The organism is Epilithonimonas sp. (assembly GCF_032054305.1).
GTDB lineage: Bacteria > Bacteroidota > Bacteroidia > Flavobacteriales > Weeksellaceae > Epilithonimonas.
This window is the reverse complement of the sequence record NZ_DAMBSX010000005.1, coordinates 282838-304693: the sequence shown is the minus strand read 5'-3', so window position 1 is coordinate 304693 and position 21856 is coordinate 282838. Positions and strand designations below refer to the sequence as shown.

The 21856-nt window shown below is 36.8% G+C and carries 17 protein-coding genes; 10 read left to right on the top strand and 7 right to left on the bottom strand.

Annotated elements, in window-relative coordinates; all coding sequences use genetic code 11:
• Window positions 1-6 precede the first annotated feature (6 nt).
• The 5 genes from RTX21_RS12745 to kbl all read left to right on the top strand — a co-directional run bounded on the left by RTX21_RS12745 (window position 7) and on the right by kbl (window position 7649).
• Window positions 7-1401 (top strand): DUF4960 domain-containing protein, encoded by a 1395-nt coding sequence (locus tag RTX21_RS12745; protein WP_312768241.1) that lies wholly within the window; start codon window positions 7-9, stop codon window positions 1399-1401.
• Window positions 1402-1411: 10 nt separating this feature from the next.
• Window positions 1412-2950: a glycoside hydrolase family 32 protein gene (locus RTX21_RS12740; RefSeq protein WP_312768239.1), complete on the top strand. Its 1539-nt coding sequence runs from the start codon at window positions 1412-1414 to the stop codon at window positions 2948-2950.
• A gap of 4 nt (window positions 2951-2954) precedes the next feature.
• Window positions 2955-3863, top strand: a complete 909-nt coding sequence (locus tag RTX21_RS12735) for a carbohydrate kinase (RefSeq protein WP_312768237.1) — start codon at window positions 2955-2957, stop codon at window positions 3861-3863.
• A gap of 450 nt (window positions 3864-4313) precedes the next feature.
• Window positions 4314-6248 (top strand): M1 family aminopeptidase, encoded by a 1935-nt coding sequence (locus RTX21_RS12730; protein ID WP_312768235.1) that lies wholly within the window; start codon window positions 4314-4316, stop codon window positions 6246-6248.
• 207 nt (window positions 6249-6455) lie between these two features.
• The gene (gene kbl / locus RTX21_RS12725; RefSeq protein WP_312768232.1) at window positions 6456-7649 is read left to right on the top strand and encodes a glycine C-acetyltransferase; all 1194 of its coding nucleotides are present in this window, start codon (window positions 6456-6458) and stop codon (window positions 7647-7649) included.
• A 99-nt stretch (window positions 7650-7748) separates the two neighbouring features.
• Here the strand turns inward: kbl and rplS are convergent, their stop codons facing one another.
• Both rplS and RTX21_RS12715 read right to left on the bottom strand, forming a co-directional pair.
• On the bottom strand, window positions 7749-8108 hold the full coding sequence (gene rplS / locus RTX21_RS12720) for a 50S ribosomal protein L19 (RefSeq protein WP_089770508.1): 360 nt from the start codon (window positions 8106-8108) through the stop codon (window positions 7749-7751).
• A 129-nt stretch (window positions 8109-8237) separates the two neighbouring features.
• Complete coding sequence (locus tag RTX21_RS12715; protein WP_312768230.1) at window positions 8238-8672, bottom strand: FKBP-type peptidyl-prolyl cis-trans isomerase; 435 nt, start codon at window positions 8670-8672, stop codon at window positions 8238-8240.
• 494 nt (window positions 8673-9166) lie between these two features.
• Between RTX21_RS12715 and RTX21_RS12710 the strand changes: the two genes are divergently transcribed.
• The 5 genes from RTX21_RS12710 (at window position 9167) to RTX21_RS12690 (ending at window position 16743) form a co-directional block, all read left to right on the top strand.
• On the top strand, window positions 9167-11113 hold the full coding sequence (locus RTX21_RS12710; protein ID WP_312768227.1) for a heavy metal translocating P-type ATPase: 1947 nt from the start codon (window positions 9167-9169) through the stop codon (window positions 11111-11113).
• 132 nt (window positions 11114-11245) lie between these two features.
• Window positions 11246-12979 (top strand): cellulase family glycosylhydrolase, encoded by a 1734-nt coding sequence (locus tag RTX21_RS12705; protein ID WP_312768225.1) that lies wholly within the window; start codon window positions 11246-11248, stop codon window positions 12977-12979.
• Window positions 12980-13157: 178 nt separating this feature from the next.
• A complete protein-coding gene (locus RTX21_RS12700; RefSeq protein WP_312768223.1) occupies window positions 13158-15623 on the top strand; it encodes a hypothetical protein in 2466 nt (821 codons plus the stop codon).
• 100 nt (window positions 15624-15723) lie between these two features.
• Window positions 15724-16023 (top strand): methylated-DNA--[protein]-cysteine S-methyltransferase, encoded by a 300-nt coding sequence (locus tag RTX21_RS12695; protein WP_312768220.1) that lies wholly within the window; start codon window positions 15724-15726, stop codon window positions 16021-16023.
• 336 nt (window positions 16024-16359) lie between these two features.
• Window positions 16360-16743, top strand: a complete 384-nt coding sequence (locus RTX21_RS12690) for a DNA-binding protein (protein ID WP_312768218.1) — start codon at window positions 16360-16362, stop codon at window positions 16741-16743.
• A 207-nt stretch (window positions 16744-16950) separates the two neighbouring features.
• On the opposite strand, the gene RTX21_RS12685 is transcribed toward RTX21_RS12690, so the two are convergent.
• From RTX21_RS12685 to RTX21_RS12665, 5 genes are all read right to left on the bottom strand, one after another.
• Complete coding sequence (locus tag RTX21_RS12685) at window positions 16951-19461, bottom strand: M1 family metallopeptidase (protein WP_312768217.1); 2511 nt, start codon at window positions 19459-19461, stop codon at window positions 16951-16953.
• 103 nt (window positions 19462-19564) lie between these two features.
• Entirely contained in the window at window positions 19565-19870 is a 306-nt protein-coding gene (locus RTX21_RS12680) for a hypothetical protein (protein ID WP_312768215.1), read from the bottom strand.
• On the bottom strand, window positions 19870-20094 hold the full coding sequence (locus RTX21_RS12675) for a hypothetical protein (protein WP_312768214.1): 225 nt from the start codon (window positions 20092-20094) through the stop codon (window positions 19870-19872). The genes RTX21_RS12680 and RTX21_RS12675 overlap by 1 nt, the downstream gene beginning before the upstream one ends.
• A 45-nt stretch (window positions 20095-20139) precedes the next feature.
• Window positions 20140-20934: a thymidylate synthase gene (locus RTX21_RS12670; protein ID WP_312768213.1), complete on the bottom strand. Its 795-nt coding sequence runs from the start codon at window positions 20932-20934 to the stop codon at window positions 20140-20142.
• Between the two features lie 154 nt (window positions 20935-21088).
• Window positions 21089-21835, bottom strand: a complete 747-nt coding sequence (locus RTX21_RS12665) for a glucose 1-dehydrogenase (RefSeq protein ID WP_312768211.1) — start codon at window positions 21833-21835, stop codon at window positions 21089-21091.
• Between the last annotated feature and the right edge of the window lie 21 nt (window positions 21836-21856).

Genomic DNA, 21856 nt, shown 5'->3' with positions numbered 1-21856 from the left:
ATTGATATGAAAACAATTTTAAATAAAATTCAAATAACCCTGATGTTGCTGATTTCTGCAATATTGGTTTTGTCTTGCGAAAGTGAGATGGAAGAAGGATTGGTGACCGATGTTTCCGTGAATGTATCTTCCTTTAAAGTAAACGGAGTTTCAGGAGAAATTGATAATCAGAATGATAAAATTACAGTTACACTGCCATATGGAACGAGTGTAACCACATTATTACCAACCATTGAAATTCCACAAGGTTCGGTAATTTCTCCGACTTCGGGAACGGTGCAGAATTTTTCACAACCTATAAAATACCGGGTGAAGAATGGAAATATCTACAAAGATTATCAGGTGACAGTTCAGGCTCGGGCTCCGATTATCAGTTTTAAAATCAATGGATTATCGGCAACAATTAATCATTTGAGCAAAAGTGTCTCGCTCACAATGCCGGAAGGAACTGATCTTACCACATTGCAACCTGTAATAGAAATGGCAAGCGGTGTAAGCATCAATCCAGCGTCGGGAACAACGATTAATTTTAGCAATCCTGTTCAGTTTACGGTTTCCAATTCGAATCTGACTGAAATCTATACGGCAAAAGTAATAACACCGGTTTCAGGTCCAACCGTTGCATTTCTAGGAACAGCAGCAACAAGAACGGGATTGACTAATCCTGATGAAATCGCTGCTTCGGACTGGCTTTTCGGGAAATATTCTGGTGCAGTTTATATTTCGATTAACGATATTTCTAATGGCTCAGCCAAATTAACCGGAATTGATGTATTGTGGTGGCATTTTGATTCGGCAACCGCTTTACCAGGCGATGCGCTGAATGCTAATGTAACTTCCAAAATCAAAACCTATCTGAATGCTGGCGGAAATATTCTATTAACTGGATTTGCTGCTCAATATGTAGATACTTTGGGAATTGTGCCTTCCGGAAAAGGTCCGAATAACGTTTTTGGCGATTTTCCACCGAACGGATTTATAGATGCCAATAACGATTGGGGAATTTCCTTCAAAGGAAACGAAACGCACCCTGTTTTCGACGGATTACAAACCTACGAATCCGGGAAAGCCAATTTTCTTCAGAAAGGAACATTCAGACTAAATCACACTGCGTGGTGGTTTCTGCCGGATTGGGGCGGTTATGTGAACGGCGCCGGATGGAGAAATCAAACAGGCGGAAACAACCTTGCCAGTGAAGCTTGGGACAACACGTTGGATGGACGTGTTGCAGTTGCCGAATTTCCTGGAGGAACTGTCAATAAAAAGTGTATCACTATCTCAATGGGTGCTTACGACTGGTACAACGAAACATCAAACGGAACCCCAAGCCAGCCGAACGGATTCCTGGATAATATCAAAAAACTGACAGAGAACAGTCTCAATTATCTTGTAACCAATTAATTCAGAACCAATGACAATCAGAAAAATATATTTAACGGCAATATTAGGTTTGGCGATTTTTTCCTGCCAGAGCCAAGATTCGATTACGGAATTGAGTCAGGATGAGATTTTCAGACAGACCAATATCTTTCCGCAACCGCCTAACCAATGGATGGGAGAAAATAATCCTTATTACACAGCTGGTTATGTAGGCGATGCGATGCCTTATTATGAGAACGGAAAATTTCACTTATTTTTCCTGCACGATGCCAAAACCAAGCCTGCAGGTGAGGGATTTCACGACATTCACAGCTTCGAGACGACTGATTTTAAGGATTTTACCTATCAGGGAAGACAGATTCCGTACGGAACATCTTCTGAACCGGATTTTGGAGTAGGAACGGGAAGCCTGGTAAAAGTTGGGAATACTTATTACTACTATTACACGGGACATAATGCTATTGCTTCATTTTTATCGAGCAATCCAAGAGAAAGTGTACTTCTGGCAACAAGTACCGATATGAAAAACTGGACGAAAGCAAAGAATTTTAAAATCACTGCTCCGGCTGGTTATTACGATTATGAATTTCGTGACCCGCACGTTTTTTTCAATGCAGAAGACGGAAAATACTGGATGCTAGTTTCTGCACAGACTTCGGCAAAAAAAGCGGTAGTGCTGAAATTTACCACAACCAATCCTGCAAGTGGTAATTGGACTGTGGAAAACCCGATTTACACAACAACTTCATCAGAAAATTATCTTATGCTGGAATGTCCCGACTTTTTCAAAATGGGCAATTACTGGTATCTTGTCTTCTCAGAAAACTGGAGTAACAACAGCGGAATGCATTACAGAATCGCTTCCTCACCAAGCGGACCGTGGACAACTCCTGTAAACGATAAACTGGACGGCTCTTATTTCTATGCCGCAAAAACTGTTTCAGACAATACCGACCGATATATTGTGGGTTGGACTGCCAGAAAAGTTCCTGAAAGTAATACTGGAGGAAAGGATTGGGCAGGAAATCTTGTCACGCACAAACTGGTTCAGAATTCGGATGGAACTTTGGCGGTAAAATCTATTTCTGCCCTATCATCTGTCTTCGGGCAAAGTGCTTCGCTTTCTGTGGATAAAATCACCGGGAATGCTTCTCAGAACGGGAATAGTTTCAATCTGTCTGCCAATTCCCGGGTGACATTCGGTAAACTTCAGAAAGCCAATGAAATCAGCTTTACATTGAATGCTTCTGCGAGTGGGAAATCAGGAATGATTCTGGCTCAGGATGATGAAGGGAAAAATGGCTTTAAAATTTCATTTGAACCTTCTGGCAATCGAATTGTAAGCTATGTAATGAATGGCGGAAGCGAAGATTATGTCGATTCTTATCCGCTATCAGGAATTTCGGGAACCAATTATAATGTGACGGTTTTCATCAGCAATGATGTTTGCGTGGTTTATGTGAATGATAAAATCGCCTTCAGCAACCGGGTGTACGATGTCGTTAACAAAAAATGGAGTATTTTTGGTTCAGACAGTTCATTCAGCAATATTAATATCAAAAATCCTTAAATTGATGTTCCTTAACAAAAAAATAAATGCAGTATGTTACGGAGAAGTGCTCTTCGATGTTTTTGGTGATGAAAAAAAAATTGGTGGTGCACCGCTCAATTTGGCATTGAGAACAGCTTCATTCGGATTTTCTGTTTCTATGATAAGTGCCGTTGGGAATGATGAAGACGGAAAAATGATTTGCGATTACCTCAAAGAAAATCAAATTAATACAAGCGGAATTGTTACAACACCAAATTACGAAACGGGAATCGTTCAGGTGACATTGAATGACCGCGGTTCGGCAACCTACGAAATCAAATTTCCATCAGCCTGGGACTTTATCGAATTGAATGATGATTTAACTAATATTGTGAAAAATGCAGATGTTTTCTTCTTTGGAAGTTTGATTTGCAGGAATGATGTCTCAAGAAGTACGCTTTTCAGTCTTTTGGATTCTAACCCTGAAATGTTTAAAGTTTTTGATGTGAATCTGAGAAAGCCTTTTTATAACACAGAACTTCTGGAACAATTGATGTACAAAGCAGATTTCATCAAATTCAATGATGAGGAAATTCTGGAAATAGCTTCAGAATTAGGTTTTAAATCTGATAATCTGAAAGAGAATATCCGTTTCATTTCAGAAAAAACCAATACAAAATCGATCTGTGTGACTTTAGGAAAACATGGCTCATTGCTATTATGGGAAGGTGAAATCTATCGACACGGCGGTTATTCGGTAAAAGTAGCTGACACCGTTGGAGCAGGCGATTCATTTCTTGCTAGTCTTATTGCTAAATTGTTATCCGATAAAAATCCTGACACCGCTCTTGATTTTGCGAGTGCAGTTGGAGCTTTGGTAGCGAGCTATAGCGGAGCGAATCCAAAACTTAAGAATGAAAACATTGAAAGATTTATGAATCAGAGGATTTGATAATTCTAAAATATGATGGCAAAAAATGGCACCAATTGTCTTAGTTGGTGCCATTTGGCTTCTGTAGCAATAACCGAGATTTAATGGAGGGTTTGGAAAGAATCTCACAATTGCCTGAATTAGAATATCAAGCTTTTATACATTGACATATTTGCTAGATTGACAGATGATAGTCAGTTTTTTAGTTATCACTTTTAAAAGCAGTTCACCAAAGGTGGACTAAGTGCACTTATGTATATTGTCACCTTGCTGAATTGCAGCCTGTCGGAAAAATACGAAAACTTCGGGATAAGGTCTACCACATGTCTTTAAAAACAAGAAGAGAGCATTGATTAAAGTATCTGTTGACCAGATCTATTTATTGATACAATAACTAATCTTTTTATAAATTAAGAAACTCATAATTTTTGTGAGTTTTTTTGTAGCTTTGAATTAAAATATTTGAATAAAATGAAACATTTTTATAAATTATTGGCTGTTTTCTTAACAATTAATACTGTTTTCGGACAATTTGGTAATGTTGATAGGAATGGTTTGATAGAATCAGAAATGAAAGCCGCATCAAGGTCTGCATTGGATGTTAATGTTAATCCGAATACTCTGAATTATGATCTGCAATATGTAAGGCTGGAGTTGGATCTGGATCCGACACAACAATATGTTTCGGGAACTATGACATCTCATTTCAAGATGTTGGCGAATTCTTCTGATATTTATTTTGACCTTGCTAATAATCTGACTGTTTCCAATGTAAAATACCATGGGCAAAATCTAAGCTTTCAGCAGTTGAGTACAGATGAGATCAAAATCAATTTTCCATCTTCTTTAGTTGCTCAGACCACAGACTCATTGTCAATTACGTATAGTGGCATTCCAGATGCAAGCGCTGATTCTTTTTCAGCAGATTTTACCCCCGCTGGTGACCCAATTTTGGCAACACTGTCTGAACCTTTTGGAGCAAGAGAGTGGTGGCCAACAAAGCAAAGTATGAATGATAAGATAGAAAAAATGGACATAAAAATTACCACGCCAGCACAATATACGGTTGGTTCCAATGGAAAATTGATGTCTGAAACCATTTTGGGAAATGGAAAAAAATTGACTTATTGGCAAACCAATTATCCAATTGCAGCTTATCTTTTTGCTTTAGGAATTTCCAATTATACCAAAGTTAATTCTACAATTACTACGTCAGAAAGTAGTTTTCCATTTATAAATTATCTTTATCCTGCAACTGCAGCGGATGCAAATAGTCAATATGGTTTGGACTGGACACCAAGCTGTATGCAAAATTTCGAAAATAATTTTGGACCATATCCTTTCAGAAATGAAAAATATGGGCATATGCAGTTTAATTGGGGTGGAGGAATGGAACATCAGACAATGACCTCGATGATCAATTTTGGACAAGGTCTTATCGCACACGAATTAGCACATCAATGGTTTGGTGATAAACTTACTTGTGGTGCATGGAACGATATTTGGCTTAACGAAGGCTTTGCAACATTTGGTGAACATCTTACCTATGAAAAACTTATGATGACGCCTAATGTTTTTCAAAGCTATTTAGCTAATGAAATAGATTATATTACCAGCGATCCGGGTGGAAGTGTTTATATTCCGGACAGTGATCTTAATTTTTACAGGATATTCAATGGGAGATTATCGTATTCGAAAGGAGGTTTTGTATTAAGGATGATTAAATGGATTCTTGGTGATGATCAGTTTTATGCCATGTTAAAAGCCTATCAGAACAATCCAGCTTTTATCTATAATTATGTAAAGACCCCGGATTTTAAAAATTTTCTGAACACTTATACAGGAAGAGATTTTACGGATTTTTTTAATAATTGGATCTATGGAGAGGGTTATCCAACTTATCAGATTCGATGGATGCAAAATACAGATACCAAGCAATTGACGTTCAGAGTTGGGCAGACAAGAAGTAGTTCTACTGTGAGTTTTTTTGAAATGCCTTTGCCAATCAAAGTTTCAGGTTCTGGGGGACAAACTGCTTATTTTGTGTTAAATCATACTTCTAATAATCAATATTTTACACAAGATGTTGGATTCACGGTAACAAGTGTTGCATTCAATTATGAAAATCAGATCATAACTAGAGGTTCTACAGTAATTAAAGATAACAATCTTGCAGTTGATGATATTGATCAAAAAAATATCAGTGTTTATCCAAATCCTGCAAAATCTTTCATCAAAATTTCTGGTTTGGCAAAATCAGCAGATTACGAACTATTTTCAGTTGATGGGAAATTAATCAAAAAAGGTGTTACAGATTCCAATTCCGAAATCAACATTTCGACCATGGTCAAAGGAACTTATATTTTGAAATTCAATAATCAATCACTTAAAATTATTAAAGATTAAAATAATTCAAATCTTTGGTGAGTTTGTAGTTTATACTGAGCTTGTCGAAGTGTCTTTGCGAACCTTAAAAATGTTTTCAATATTTTAAAAAAATCTTTGCGGACTTTGCGTTTAAATTTGAATTTCTTCCAAACGTTAAAAACATCACAAAAAAGCGCTTTATTACAGCGCTTTTTTTATTTTTGTTAAAATCGAAAATCAATAAAAATGATATCACAAAAATTCCTTGAGAACATCACAAACGAATTAACAAACATAGAAAACGACGGACTTTTCAAAAAAGAAAGAATCATCACATCGCAGCAAAGTGCGGAGATAGAAGTAGCTGGAAAGAAGCTTTTGAACTTTTGTGCGAACAATTATTTGGGATTATCTAATAATCCGGAAGTGATGAAAGCTTCGCAAGATGCAATCGATTCTCACGGTTATGGGATGTCATCCGTTCGTTTCATTTGTGGAACTCAGGATATTCATAAAGATTTGGAAGCTAAGATTTCTAATTTCTTAGGAATGGAAGATACGATTCTTTATGCCGCTTGTTTTGATGCGAATGGAGGTGTTTTCGAACCATTATTCTCAGAAGAAGATGCTATCATTTCCGATGAGCTGAATCACGCTTCTATTATCGACGGAGTGAGATTATGTAAATCTGCAAGATACCGCTACAAGAACAATAATATGGAAGATTTGGAAATACAATTAATTGCGGCTTCCGAGAAAAATCACAGATTCAAAATCATTGTGACTGACGGTGTTTTCTCAATGGACGGAATTGTAGCTGACTTAAAAGGCGTTTGTGATTTAGCGGATAAATATGATGCTTTAGTAATGGTTGATGATTCTCACGCAACAGGATTTATTGGGAAAACAGGTCGTGGAACTCACGAAGCAAATGATGTGATTGGAAGAGTAGATATCATTACTTCAACTTTAGGAAAAGCTTTGGGTGGTGCTTTGGGTGGATTCACTTCGGGAAAAAAGGAAATCATCGATATGTTGAGACAGCGTTCTCGTCCTTATTTATTTTCCAATTCATTGGCGCCGGGAATTGTTGGTGCGGCTTCTAAAGTTTTGGATATGATTTCTGTTGATACATCATTAAGAGATAAAGTGATGGAAAATGCAGAATATTTCCGAAAAGAAATGAAGGCTAAAGGCTTCGATATTCCAAATGGAGATGCAGCAATTGTTCCGGTAATGCTTTATGATGCAAAATTAGCACAGGAAATGGCAGAAAAACTTTTAGCAGAAGGAATTTACGTAATTGGATTCTTCTATCCTGTCGTTCCTAAAGGTAAAGCGAGAATTAGAGTTCAGCTATCTGCAGCTCATACCAGAGAACATTTGGACAAAGCTATTGCAGCTTTTGAAAAAGTAGGGAAAGAATTAGGAATTATCTAAAATAAAATCGCTTTCAAATTTTGAAATCGATTATTTTTTTTAAACAAAAAACCAGCAAAATCATTTGCTGGTTTTATATTTTTTGAGAAAGTCTCAAGATTATTTCTTACCTCCGTAAGCTTTATCTTTGATTCTAGCTTTCTTACCTCTAAGGTCTCTGAAATAGTAGATTCTAGCTCTTCTAACTTTACCTTGTCTGTTAACTTCGATTTTTTGAAGTGCAGGCATATTGATTGGGAAAACTCTCTCTACACCAACATCACCACTCATTTTTCTGATAGTAAATGTTTTAGTAAGACCTGTTCCTCTCAATTGGATAACAGTACCTTTGAAGAACTGAGTTCTAGTTTTGTTACCTTCTTTAATTTCTGTGTACACAGTGATGGTGTCACCGGCTTTGAATTCTGGGAATTCTTTTTTCGTAATGTACTTATCTTGTACGTACTTTAATAAATCCATTTTTTATAATAAAAAATTTGTTTTGTCAAGCTAAGCAACATTCACGTCCTTCGTCAGAGGTTGATTAACAGGTTGCAAAAATATAAATAATTTTCATAACTGCAATACAATCTGAGAATTAAATTTCACTTATTTAATCTCCAGCAACTCCACATCAAAAACCAAAGTACTGTTGGGACCAATCTCTTTGCTAACTTCCTGCTGTCCATAAGCCAAATGCGGTGGAATTGTAAACCTGAATTTACTCCCTACAGACATCAGCTGTAAACCTTCCGTCCAACCTTTGATAACTCTGTTCAGAGGGAAAGAAGCTGGTTTTCCACGTTTTACAGAGCTGTCAAAAACTTTACTTGTAATGGTCGTTCCGTGATAATGGCATTTTACTGTACTTTTTGCCGTTGGTTTTGGGCCTTCAGTTTCCACAAGAATTTCGAATTGCAAGCCACTTGGCAAAGTCGTTACGCTTTCTCTTTTTCCGTTTTCAACCAAATAATCCTGACCATCTCTCAGATTTTTTTCAGCCAGTTCTTTTTTTCTTTTCAATAATAAATCCGCTACACCCATTTTAAATTTTTTTCAAAGGTATTAATTATATGTAAGATTAGACATCATCAAATTTATTTGGAGCTTAATCCCGCTGTACACTATATCTTTTTCGGCATTGCGAACGAACTGAAGCCATCTTTACAACATTTCCCCGCAACGCCAAAAAAGGATGCCGTTCCCATCGGGGCTATGGGTTTCGTCCGTACATTAACGTTTTGTCATCAGAATAAAATTAACGTGTACTTTGTCATTCCGTAGGAATCTCAGCTAAAATTGATAAAGACAGTTTAGATTCCTACGGAATGACAATATTGTGCATTAAATCTGCAAAATCCGCATAATCTGCGAGAAAAAACAACTCTTTATTTCTTAGCTGAGCAAATCGCCTTTGCGAACCTCAAAAATATTTCAATAAAGAACAAAAAACTTTACGCAATTTGCGTTAAATCCTTTTACATAAAGCATCAATTACAAACTATTTCCCTTAACTTTGTTTAGAAACATTACAAATTATGGCGAATTGTAGTAGCGGATGTTGCGAGACAGACAATCATAAGCAACATTCTCATCAGCATGATCACGACGACCATGACCATTCTCACAGCAGTTCAAAAGCAGGATTGATTATCAGTCTCGTTATATTTTTCTCCGGACTTATTTTAGATTTCTGGATTAAAGCTGATTGGTTTACCAATAATGTGTGGCTGAGATTCGGATGGTATTTTGTGTCTTATATATTAGTGGCGTTCACGGTTTTCAAAGAAGCATTTGAGCTGGCAAAGAAATTAGATTTCTTCAATGAGTTTTCTTTGATGGGAATTGCAACAATCGGCGCTTTTGCTATTGGCGAATTTCCGGAAGGTGTTGCTGTAATGCTGTTTTACACAATTGGCGAAATGTTCCAGGAATCTGCTGTAAACAGAGCTCGAAATAATATCAAATCACTATTGGATGTTCGTCCAAAAGAAGCCACTGTTTTCCGAGATGGAAACTGGAAAACTATTTCTCCCAATGAGGTCAAAATCGGAGAAAAAATTCAAGTGAAAGTCGGGGATAAGATTCCGTTGGATGGGATTTTATTATCTGAAAAAGCTAGTCTCAATACATCAGCATTGACAGGTGAAAGCAAACCTTCATCTATCCAAAAATCCGATGAAGTTCTTGCCGGAATGCTGAACCTTGACCAAGTCATCGAAATAGAAACAACCAAATTATTTGAAAATAGCTCGATTGTCAGAATTCTCCAAATGGTTCAGGATGCAAGTTCCAGAAAAGCCAAAACCGAATTATTCATCAGAAGATTTGCCAAGATTTATACGCCAATTGTTTTCTTTTTGGCACTTTTGGTAACGCTTGTTCCGTATCTTTTTGTTGAGAATTATATTTTCAGAGATTGGCTTTACAGAGGTTTGGTTTTCTTGGTTATTTCTTGTCCTTGTGCTTTGGTTATTTCAATTCCGTTGGGATATTTTGGTGGAATTGGCGCAGCTTCCCGAAACGGGATTTTGTTCAAAGGATCTAACTTTCTGGATATTATCGCCAATGTGACAACTGTTGTGATGGACAAAACGGGAACGTTGACAAAAGGTGTTTTCAAAGTTCAGGATATCGTTCCGGAAAATATTTCGAAAGAAGATTTTCTGTCTATTTTATCATCGGTCGAGAGCCACTCAACACATCCTATTGCAAAAGCCGTTTCAGAGTTCCATCCTTCTGGTCAGATTCCGGAATCTGTAGAAGAGATTTCTGGAAAGGGAATCAAAGCACTTATCAACCAGCAAAGAGTTCTTGCCGGAAATACAAAATTGCTGAAAACCTTTAACATCAATTATCCGGAATTCTTGGAAGAAATTGTAGAAACAACGGTTGTTTTAGCTATTGATAACGAATATAAAGGTTACATCACAATCTCTGATCAAGTTAAGGAAGATTCGGAATTGGCAATTCATCAATTGAAAAATAATAACATCAAAACGGTAATGTTAAGCGGAGATAAAGATTCTCTTACTCAAAATATTGCTAAAAAATTAGGAATTGATTCTGCTTTTGGAGGCTTGCTTCCGGAAGGAAAAGTCGAGAAATTAGAAAATCTTAAAAACAATCCAAAAGAAGTTGTCGCTTTTGTTGGAGACGGAATTAATGATGCGCCGGTTTTAGCTTTGAGCGATGTTGGAATAGCGATGGGCGGATTAGGTTCTGATGTAGCGATTGAAACTGCTGATGTTGTGATTCAAACAGACCAGCCTTCGAAAATTGCAACCGCCATCAAAATCGGAAAAGCGACAAAGAAAATTGTTTATCAAAATATCGCTTTGGCTTTTGGGGTGAAAGTAATTGTTCTAATTCTTGGTGCTGGCGGATTGGCAAATATGTGGGAAGCCGTTTTTGCAGATGTTGGCGTGGCGTTACTTGCAATACTAAACGCAGTTCGAATCCAGAATATGAAATTCTCTAATTAATTCAGAAATATTTGCATTTATATACTACTCCGAATTATTGATTAATAGTTTGGGTTTTTATTTTGAAAAGTGCTTTCAAATTAATTTCTTGTTCGTTAACAAAATAGTATTATCTTAGTTAAAAATGAATTTATGATAAAAACTGCTGTATTTTGCGCTTTATTATTGTCTCAATTTGGGACGTGTCAGGGTTTTTTGAAATCTCAAGGACAAAAAATTGTTAATTCAAAAGGAGAGAATGTTTATCTGAAAGGTCTTGGATTGGGCGGTTGGATGCTTCAGGAAGGTTATATGCTGAAGACGGCTGATTTTGCCGGACCACAATATCAAATCAAAGAAAAGATTGCAGAAGTTGCAGGCGAAGATGGAAAAAACGAATTCTATAAAGCTTATCTCAAAAATGGAATTACCAAAAAAGATATCGATTCTTTAGCAAAATGGGGATTCAACTCCATCAGACTTCCGATGCATTACAATCTTTATACATTGCCAATCGAAAAAGAACCTGTGAAAGGTCAAAATACTTGGCTGGAAGAAGGTTTCCAAATGACGGATAATCTTTTGAAATGGTGCGAGGACAATAAAATCTATTTGATTCTTGACCTGCACGCGGTGCCTGGCGGACAAGGAAACGATGCTAATATTTCCGATAATGACAAATCAAAACCTAATCTTTGGGACAACGAAGAGAATCAGAAAAAGACAATTGCGCTTTGGAAAAAACTGGCTGAACGTTACAAAGACAAAGAATGGATCGCAGGTTATGATATGATCAATGAACCTAATTACGGCTTCACAGGAAAAAATGAAAACGGAACGGACGAGATGTCCAATGCACCACTTTGGAAACTTCAGAAAGAGATTTCTGATGCGATTCGAGAAGTAGATAAAAACCATATTATCATTCTTGAAGGTAATGGCTGGGGAAATAATTACAACGGTTTACCAAAACTTTGGGATGATAATATTGTTCTGAGTTTTCATAAATATTGGACAACCAATTCGCAAGACGCTATCCAGAATATTGTAAATACAAGACTAAAACTGAACGTTCCGGTTTGGTTAGGCGAAACAGGGGAAAACTCGAATGTATGGTTTACGGAACTCAATCAGCTATTATTGAAAAATAACATCGGTTATGCTTATTGGCCAATGAAAAAAATTGACAATATAGCAGGTGTAACGAATGTGAAGATCACACCGGAATATAAAAAACTTCTTAATTATTGGAAAAACGGAGGGCAGAAACCTACAAAAGATTTCGCTAAAAAAGCCTTGATGAAAATCGCAGACAATTACAAAATAGAAAATGTCCAAGTCAAAAAAGATGTCATCGATGCAATGTTCCGTCAAGTAACAGATGAAGCTACGAAACCTTATAAAAACCACATTGCGCCGGGAAGAATATTCGCTACAGAATATGATTTGGGAAGATTTGGAAGTGCGTATTCCGATAATGATTTTCAAGATCTTTGGGTAAGCACAGGAAATCACACAGAATGGAACTCCGGAAATAAAATGAGAAATGATGGTGTTGATATCTATGCCTGTAACGATAAGATCAACAATGGATTCTATGTCGGGAAAACGGAGAAAGGAGAGTGGCTACAATATACTGTCAAAAGCAATCAGGCTAAAAAGTACACAGCTACTTTCAGGTATAATAATGATTCTGGCAAAGATTCCGAATTAATTATCAAAACAGAAAATGGCGAAGATCTGGGTGCTGTAAAGCTACCACCTACAGGTAAAAATGTTTGGAAGACAGTCTCTGTAAATAATATCAGCCTCAATTCCGGAGAAAACAAACTAAGATTGTACTTCGAAGCTGGGAATGCAAACTTAAATTACTTTGAGTTAAAGTAATCATATCACAAATTTATTTATATAAGCATCTCTGTTATAATTGAGATGCTTTTTTATTGGCTGAAATAACTTTGGCTCGATATTATATGAGGTAATTTGTGTAAATTATTTTTAAATTTAGGAAAAACAATTTAGTAACATTTCAGAAAACTATCATACTACTTAATAAAACCAAACTATGAATAAGATCTTTCCATTCATTTTTCTTTTCTATACATCTCTGTTTTTTTCTCAAAGTACGCTCACGGTTTATAGGTCTGATAATCAAAAGCCGATCAAAGGTGCAAAAGTCTATTGTAATGATAAATTATTGGGACAGACGAATGATAAAGGAATCGTGACTTTTACAACCAAATGTGCAAAAGTAGATGTGGAAATTGATAATTATATTGGCGACGAGGTGGTGGTGGACAAGGTAATGGAAATCGGTCTGGATCGTGAGAATATCAAAGCCAGTGAGATAAAAGGCGTGGTTCTGAGCAATCAAAGTGATCCGAGAGCTTTGGCTATCATTGATAAGGTATTCAAAAGTTTCAAAAACAATTCGCCTAATTCTTTAGATTCTTATTCCTATAAATCTTATGAAAAAATGTCTTTTGATGTGGACGAGGACAGTATAAAAGATTACACGCGTTTTTACAACGCCAGACAAGATTCTCTTTCCAGGGTTTCGAGTCGCAAGTTGCCTAAAAAGGAAAAAGAAATCAAGGACTCTATAGAAGGAGAGCAGATGATGGGAATTGCCAGAGATAGCAAACTGTTTCTTTGGGAACGTGCGATGCAGTTTTTATATTCTAAGAAGTATGGCGAAAAAACGAATATACTGGATAATAGGATCTCCGGTTTAAAAAATCCTGTTTACGAAATGCTTGCCCTTCGTTCCAACAGAGATAAGATCCCAAGAGAGATCTTGCCGGAGAACAGAAGCCTCTACCGTTATTTCCTGACAGATTCTATTGAAATAGATGGGAGAGACAATTACGTCATCCGCTTCCGTCAGGTAGATTATAAAGTCCCTGTCAACAGAAGAAAATATAATGGTTATCTGTACATCGATAAAGATACTTATGCCATTAAAAAGATTGAAAGCAATAGTAAAGTCAAAACCGATGGTAGCATAACTTCAGTCTGGGTACCGATCAATAACAAATGGTTCCTGAAGACAGAAAATCTTAAAATAAAAATGGGCGTCTCCGAATTCGCCACTGTTGAGAAAAAGGAAAATGAAACTGCCGAAGAAAAGAAAGAACGGTTAGATAAAATCAAAAGATTTGGAAACTATGCTTATATGAAGTCCGATTATTTTGATTTTCAGACACCTGTCGACTTCAAGGCTTCACAGTTCAGTGGTTATACGATGAGCGTGAAGAATGCAGACGGCTCACTCCTCAATCAATATAGAACAGATAGTTTAACGGCAAGGGAAAAACTGACTTATGTAAAAGTAGATAGCTTGGGTAAAAAATATACATTGGACAGAAAAGTCAGAGTTCTTACATCGCTACTAAGAGCAAAGTTTACTGTTGGAATGGTTGATATAAGTCCATTGCAAACCAGATATAACAAATACGAAGGTTTCCGGCCAGGTGCAAGCTTCAAACTGAATGAGAAGTTTAATAAATATATTTCTCCAGATGTATATTTAGCTTATGGTTTCAAAGACCGGGGTTTCAAATATGGAGCAGGTGTGGATGTGAGAACCACCTTGGAAAGAAACTCTTTTTTCCGTTTCGAGTATTTCAATGATGTAATGGCTTCGGGGAGATTCAGTCAGAATCTTTGGAATGCCAAGATGCAGATAAACAATAATGGGATGTCTATCCAGAATGATAAATACTATAAGTTTGACGGATTCAGGTTTGGCTATGAAGTGGATCTGAGCAATTCGTTGACATTAAACGTCTCTGCCAAAAAGCAAAACGAGGAATCGGGTTATCCTTATGAGTTTATGGGAATGTCCAGAAAATTCGAGAACTTCAGTTCATTAGCAACAATCAAGTTTTCTCCTAATAATAGGAACATAATGACGCCGACAGGTAAATATACCTTTGAGCAGAACTTCCCGGAGGTTTTCTTCAATTATGAACAAGGGTATAAAAGTTTAGGCGGGGAATTCAATTACAGTCGTTTTGATGTTTTGTACACACATCAGTTCAGAACATCTTTGGGAATGACGCAGACAAGAGCTTTCGGAGGCTATTACCTGGGAAAGGCACCGATCTGGCATCTATTCGAGATGGGCGGTCTGGATGGCAATAGCAGCACGGGGATTCTGTCCAATTTCTCTTTGACCAGTTATCTTGGTTTTGCTACAATGACTGCGGGGAAATATTTCAATGATAAGTTTGCAGGTTATTATATTTCGCACCGTATTCCTTGGTATTTCAAAAGTTTTGGGAAGAATACTTCCAGCTTTGATTTTATTTACAGAGGGGTGATTGGTGATATGAAACACCCCGAATACCACCAGATAGAGAACTTCTCTCCATTGGACCACCTATATCAGGAAGTTGGATTCGAGTATAATAATTTCCTGAGCTCAAGATTCAATTTGGGATTGTTTTATAGAGTAGGTTATTATGCAACAAGCAACTTCAAAGATAACTTCGGGGTACAATTGAAACTTAAGCTATTAGAATTTTAATTGAATTCATAAGTCTCGCGCATTTTTCAGATTAAGCAAATTTAAAATCAGCTAAATTTGCTCGATCAGCGAGATAATTATTTTTAATTTAAATAATAAAATGAACGAACTATTTAAACAGCAAGTTTACGAAGTCACAAAACTAATCCCAAAAGGAAGAGTGTCCACTTACGGAGCTATTGCAAAAGCGGTGGGGTATCCCAATCATTCCCGTCACGTTGGTAATGCAATGGGAGGTTGCCCAAAAGATGTTCCCGCTCATCGCGTCATAAGCAGTTCCGGGAAATTGTCTGTTCCATCTTTTCGGGAAAGGCTTGAAAAAGAAAATGTTGTTGTTCAGGAAAGTGGAAAAGTCAAAGATTTCAAGAAACTCTTCTGGAATCCTTTGGAAGAGTTGTAGATACATAATCCCTTAAGTCACTAAGCTTAAGGGATTTTTTATTGATAATGATAAAAAACAGTCAAAAATTTAGCGCAAAAAATACCTTTCTGCAACCCTCATAAACAGGGCATCTGCTGAGGTGTTTAAAAACAACTTGATGTTTTACTAAAAAGGTCAAGTTGTTTTTGTAAAAAGGTCAAGAGGTTTTGGTTAAAACAACTTGAGGATTTTAAATGATTTGTAGATTTTTATCTACAGATTGAAATAATCAACAATATTAGCTTTTTGTTATGATAAAATTTTATACTTTTATTCTATTATATAAGTTTTAATTTTTAATAAAAACACGAAAAGATGTCAATTAAATTCAACGTTGTCCCACGTAAAAACCCAAGAGATTTAGACGCACCAGCAAAGTATTATGCCAATATCGTAGGCGATGGCAAGACCACCCTCAACGACCTTGCAAAACATGCCGGTACAATGTCCACAGTTTCCAAGGCAGATATCCTTGCAGTATTAGAAAGTACATTCTCCAAGATCGCAGAAGATGTTGCAGATGGCAAGATCGTCTATGTAGGGGAGTACTTCACTTTACAGGCCGGTGGTTCCAGTACCGGAGCAGACAAAGAAAAAGATGTAAACGCAGCCAGCATCAAGAGCGTGAAAGCGGTCTTCCGCCCGGGTAAGATGATCAAAGATGCCCTGAAGCTGGCCACTTTCCAGAAGAAGGCCTAGATTGGTTAAATTTTCCCACAGATCATACAGTTTTGGTTAGTAATCATTCATGCCATTTGTGTTTTTTTGTTGTATTTGGTCTGTGGGATTTTAGGCTTTACTCAAAATAAAAAACCATCTCATTTGAGATGGTTTTTGTTTGTATTATATTATGACTTTTAGAGCTTCGACCTTATATGGGGTAATGTTTCATACGCCTGATATATATTATTTGAAAGCTTCGATGGATTTGTTGATCGCATCGATCTGCTGGTGTATGGTCGGGCTATTTGGATTGGCTTTTAGCACTTCCATTTTTTTGTTCAGCCCGTCTTTCAGCATCTGGCTGATCATCATTTTGATCTGTGGATTGTCCGGCATCTGGGATTTGGCCTGAACCAGAACTTTGGTTACTTTCTCAGTAGCCTTCAGATTATCAGACGACATGATCCAATTGTAACCTTCCTCTGCAGATTTACCAAGAGCCGGGTCCTGGAATTTGATGAAAGGGTAGAAGGCAACTGTTTGTCCTATTGCAGGCATCTGCTTTTCTATCTTTTTTGATACGATAAGAGGAAGCAACTTGGATATCAGGTCATCCGATGCGCCATCCAGATCGATCTTTTCGATTGCTGTAACTGCTTTGGATGGATCAAGTTCTGCAATCCCTGCTAACGAAGAACCTTTTACGGCATTGGAAACGGCATTCAGTCCTTTTTCATAGATAGAACTATATTTAGCATTTCTAGTTTTTGCCAAAGCTGTGATCGCAGCTGCCTGGACCAAAGTTTTCGGGTCGTTGGAAGCTAGTTTTTCAACCTCTGCAGTTAAAGCTTTTGCTTGCTCAGGAATTGTTAAATCGATCTGTTCCAAAGCTTTTTCTCTGATTCTGAAGAATGGGTCTTTTAGAGCTGCTGCAAATAATTTGATAGCTGCAGGGTTTTTTCCAGCATCTTCTTTGATATTGCTTAGAGCGATGGATTTGCTCTTGTATTCTTTAGATCCTGTGAACTGAAGGAAACTTTGTTCAGGCGTTTTGGTGTCAGTAACATCCGCAACTAGAATTCCGTCTGCATTGATATTGATTAGATCAGGTGTTTTAGAAGAATCAAAAGTGAAAGTGTTTTTCGCCTTTGCATCTACCCAAACTTGTTTTCTGCTAGGTTTTCCGTTGTCATAAACATCAATTGCCAAAGGAAATTCGAAAGGCTGATCCTGAGACTGATTGATAACAACGGTAACTTGTTTTTTTACAGGCTCATAAGTTGAGGTATAGCTCAATTTTGGATGCCCGCTTCCAAAATACCATTGGTTGAAGAACCAGTTCAGGTCTTTCCCAGACACTTTTTCGAATGATAATCTTAATTGATGAGCCTCTGCGTTTTGATATTCGTAAGTTTTGAGATAATCATTCATCCCGGCAAAGAAGGCATCATCACCAAGATAGTTTCTCAGCATATGAAGAATGCCGCCACCTTTTTGATAAGTCACAAGATCAAAAACATCCTCACGAGAAGCATAATCAAATCTTACCAAATCTTTTTTGAAATCTGCAGGATTGTGAATGTAATGGTTCACATCTTCCATCTGATGATAATCAGCTTGGTCTTTTCCGTACTTATATTCATTCCAAAGATATTCGGAGTAGTTGGCAAAAGATTCGTTAACCGTCAAGTTACTCCAGCTTTCAGCCGTGACAAGATCTCCAAACCAATGGTGGAACAATTCGTGAGCGATGGTATCTTCCCATTTATTTTCATCGATTAATTGTCCAGGCTTTTGAAGAATGTCGCTTCCGTGAAGCGTCGCAGTCGTGTTTTCCATAGCACCAGAAACATAATCTCTTCCGGAGATCTGGGCATATTTAGCCCAAGGATAATCATAACCAAGCCTTTTAGAGAAAAACTCAATCATCTCTGGCGTATTGCCGTAGATTTGTTTTGCATAAGGTTCATATTCTTTCTCGATGTAATAATCAACAGGGATGTTTCTCCATTTGTCTTTTACAACTGCATATTCTCCAACGCCCATGAAGAAAAGATAAGTAGAATGTCTCTTATCCATTATCCAATGGTCGGTTCTCATATTGCCGGATTCTTTTTGAGAATCTTTCAGAATTCCGTTGGAAAGTGTGACATATTTATCAGGAACGGTCATATAGATCTCCTGAGTTGTTTTCTGATTGGATTTGTCAATTGTTGGGAACCAAGCGGATGAAGATTCTGTTTCACCTTGTGTCCAGATCTGCGTTGGTTTGTCCGGGTCTTTGCCTTGCGCATTGATGAAATAAAGACCTTTCGCATCGCTGATTGCTTTGCTTCCTTCTTGTTTTACTTCATTTGGACGTGCTGTATATTTGATGTAAACAGTGTAATCCTGGTTTTTCTGATAAGTTTTATCAAGCGTTATTTTCAGCTCATCATTTTTATAATCGAATTTAAGAGGCGACTTAGAACCGTTTTTATCCAAAGCTACTTCGTGGATCACCATTCCTTTTGCATCAAGAACCAATTCGTTGGTGGCATAGAAAAACGGACTTGCAGTCAGCCATTCTTCGCCATTCATTTGTTCTTTCTGATAATCAAAACTGACTTTCAGTTTGGTATGTTTCAGTTCTGTCGTTTTGGTATGAGTAGCTCTGTAAGGAACGTTTCTGCCAGAAGTCTCTGTCTGTGCAAAAGCAACGTTTGAATTAAAAATTGCACCTAGAAAAAGTGCAGCAATGAATATTTTTTTCATTCTTCCGAATTTATAATCGATGTTATTTTAAAGTTTTATAAGTATTTGATTTTAAAGAATTGTTACAAAAAAAAGCGAAGGTTTAGACTTCACTTATCTGATTTTATAAATCTAAAATTTTTTTTAAAAGTTCCGGATTCTTTTTATTGGCATGAAATAAAAGAACTTCTATTGTTTGAGGATTAATTTGTCTAAAAAATATTGTAACCTGCTTTTTTCCAATTAGAGTAGTTTGAATCTGTGAATTTTTATAATAAGGATATTTAATAACATTTAAGTCAAATGATTCAATGAATCTTTCAATGTCATTTCTCATTATTTGAACCTCTTTTGGTGTCCACTTTAGTTTCAAAAAATCATAAATCTCTTGTAAAGAAATTAAAGCAACTTCTGTTAATCTGATTTCCATTATTTGAAAATTTCATTCAATAACTCAGGTGTTAATTCTCTGATTTCGCCTTTGTCAGCTTGTTGAATACTTTTTTCTAAAACTTTATTTAAAAGATTACTATATTCTTCATCCGCTATTTCATCTTCAGCAATCTCAACATTCTTCACTCCTTTTATCTGTGACAAAAGTTTTTTGATGAAAGGAATATCTGCATATTCGTCTAAACTTATTCTAATTTCCATACTTAAAGTGATTTTCATCAAAGTTAATCAATTTATTTAAAAGACTTATATCGCCACCGGCGCTTTAATTCCCGGATGCGGGTCATAATTTTCCAAAGTAAAATCTTCAAAATCAAAATCAAAAATATCTTTGACTTCTGGATTCAGCTTCATTGTTGGTAAAGGTCTTGTTTCTCTCGAAAGCTGTTTCTGAACTTGCTCAAAATGATTATTGTAAATATGAACATCACCAAAAGTATGAACATAATCGCCAACTTCTAGTCCTGTAACCTGTGCAACCATCATCAATAAAAGCGCATAACTTGCAATGTTAAAAGGAACTCCCAAGAAAACATCTGCACTTCTTTGGTACAACTGAAGTGACAATTTTCCATCAGCTACATAAAACTGAAACAAAGCGTGACAAGGTGCCAAAGCCATATTCGGGATTTCCGCAGCGTTCCAAGCGGAAACAATTAATCTGCGGGAATCCGGATTTTTTTTGATTTGCTCAATCACTTCAGAGAATTGGTCAACGACTTTTCCGTCGGCTCCGCTCCAGCTTCTCCATTGTGCACCGTAAACCGGACCCAAATCTCCGTTTTCATCTGCCCATTCGTTCCATATAGAAACACCATTATCAGTCAAATATTTGATATTCGTATCGCCTTTGATGAACCAAAGCAATTCATAGATAATAGACTTCAAATGAACCTTTTTTGTTGTTACCAAAGGAAATCCTTTCGACAGATCATAACGCAACTGATAACCAAAAACACTGCGTGTTCCAGTTCCAGTTCTGTCGGTTTTATCGGTTCCGTTATCTAAAATATGCTGAAGTAAATCAAGGTAGTTTTGCATTGCGAAAAATTATCAGCTTCAAATTTAGAAAAAACAAATCTTAAAATCTTCATTTCAAACCTAAAGTTATCCATATCAATACGATTTCGATTTTCTATCAAAAAAAGCATCCACAAAAAATGTGAATGCTTCAATATTTTAATTTATTTTAATCTTAAACTGCTGTATAACCGCCATCAACCAAATAATATCCTCCAGTCATAAAAGATGATTTATCCGAACTTAGGAATAAAACCAATTCCGCAACTTCTTCCGGTCTTCCCAATCTTCCCATTGGATGTTTAGAAATTAAAGCTTCTTTCATATCGCCGCTTGCACTTTCCAAAAGTGGTGTTTCGATGTAAGCTGGACCAACTGCATTACAACGGATATTTTTCTGCCCGTATTCTGCTCCAATATTTTTGGTTAAACCAACGACTGCGTGTTTTGAAGTCGTATAGGCCGAAGAAAGTGGAGCTGCAACTGTTCCGTGGATTGATGCAATGTTAACAATAACTCCGCCGCCATTTTTTTCCATTTGGGTTAATTCATATTTGCAACCGTAGAAAACACCGTCAAGATTCACGTCAAGGACTTTTTTCCAGCTGTCGATGCTATAATCTCCTGTTAGTTTTTGTTCGCCGCCGATTCCCGCATTGTTGCAGGCAATATCCAATCTTCCGTACGTTTCGACTGTGGCATTCACAAGTGCTTCCACTTGTTCAGGGTTTGAAGTGTCTGCTTTTACAAAAGTCGCTTCTCCGCCTTCCGATTTGATTTCTTCAACTGCAGATTTTCCGTGTTCTTCATTGATGTCGGAAACGATAACTTTTGCACCTTCTTTAGCATATAATTTTGCGATCGCTAGTCCAATTCCTGAACCTGCTATAACCAAAGCTACTTTATTGTCTAGAATTTTCATAATAAATTATTGTATTAATTA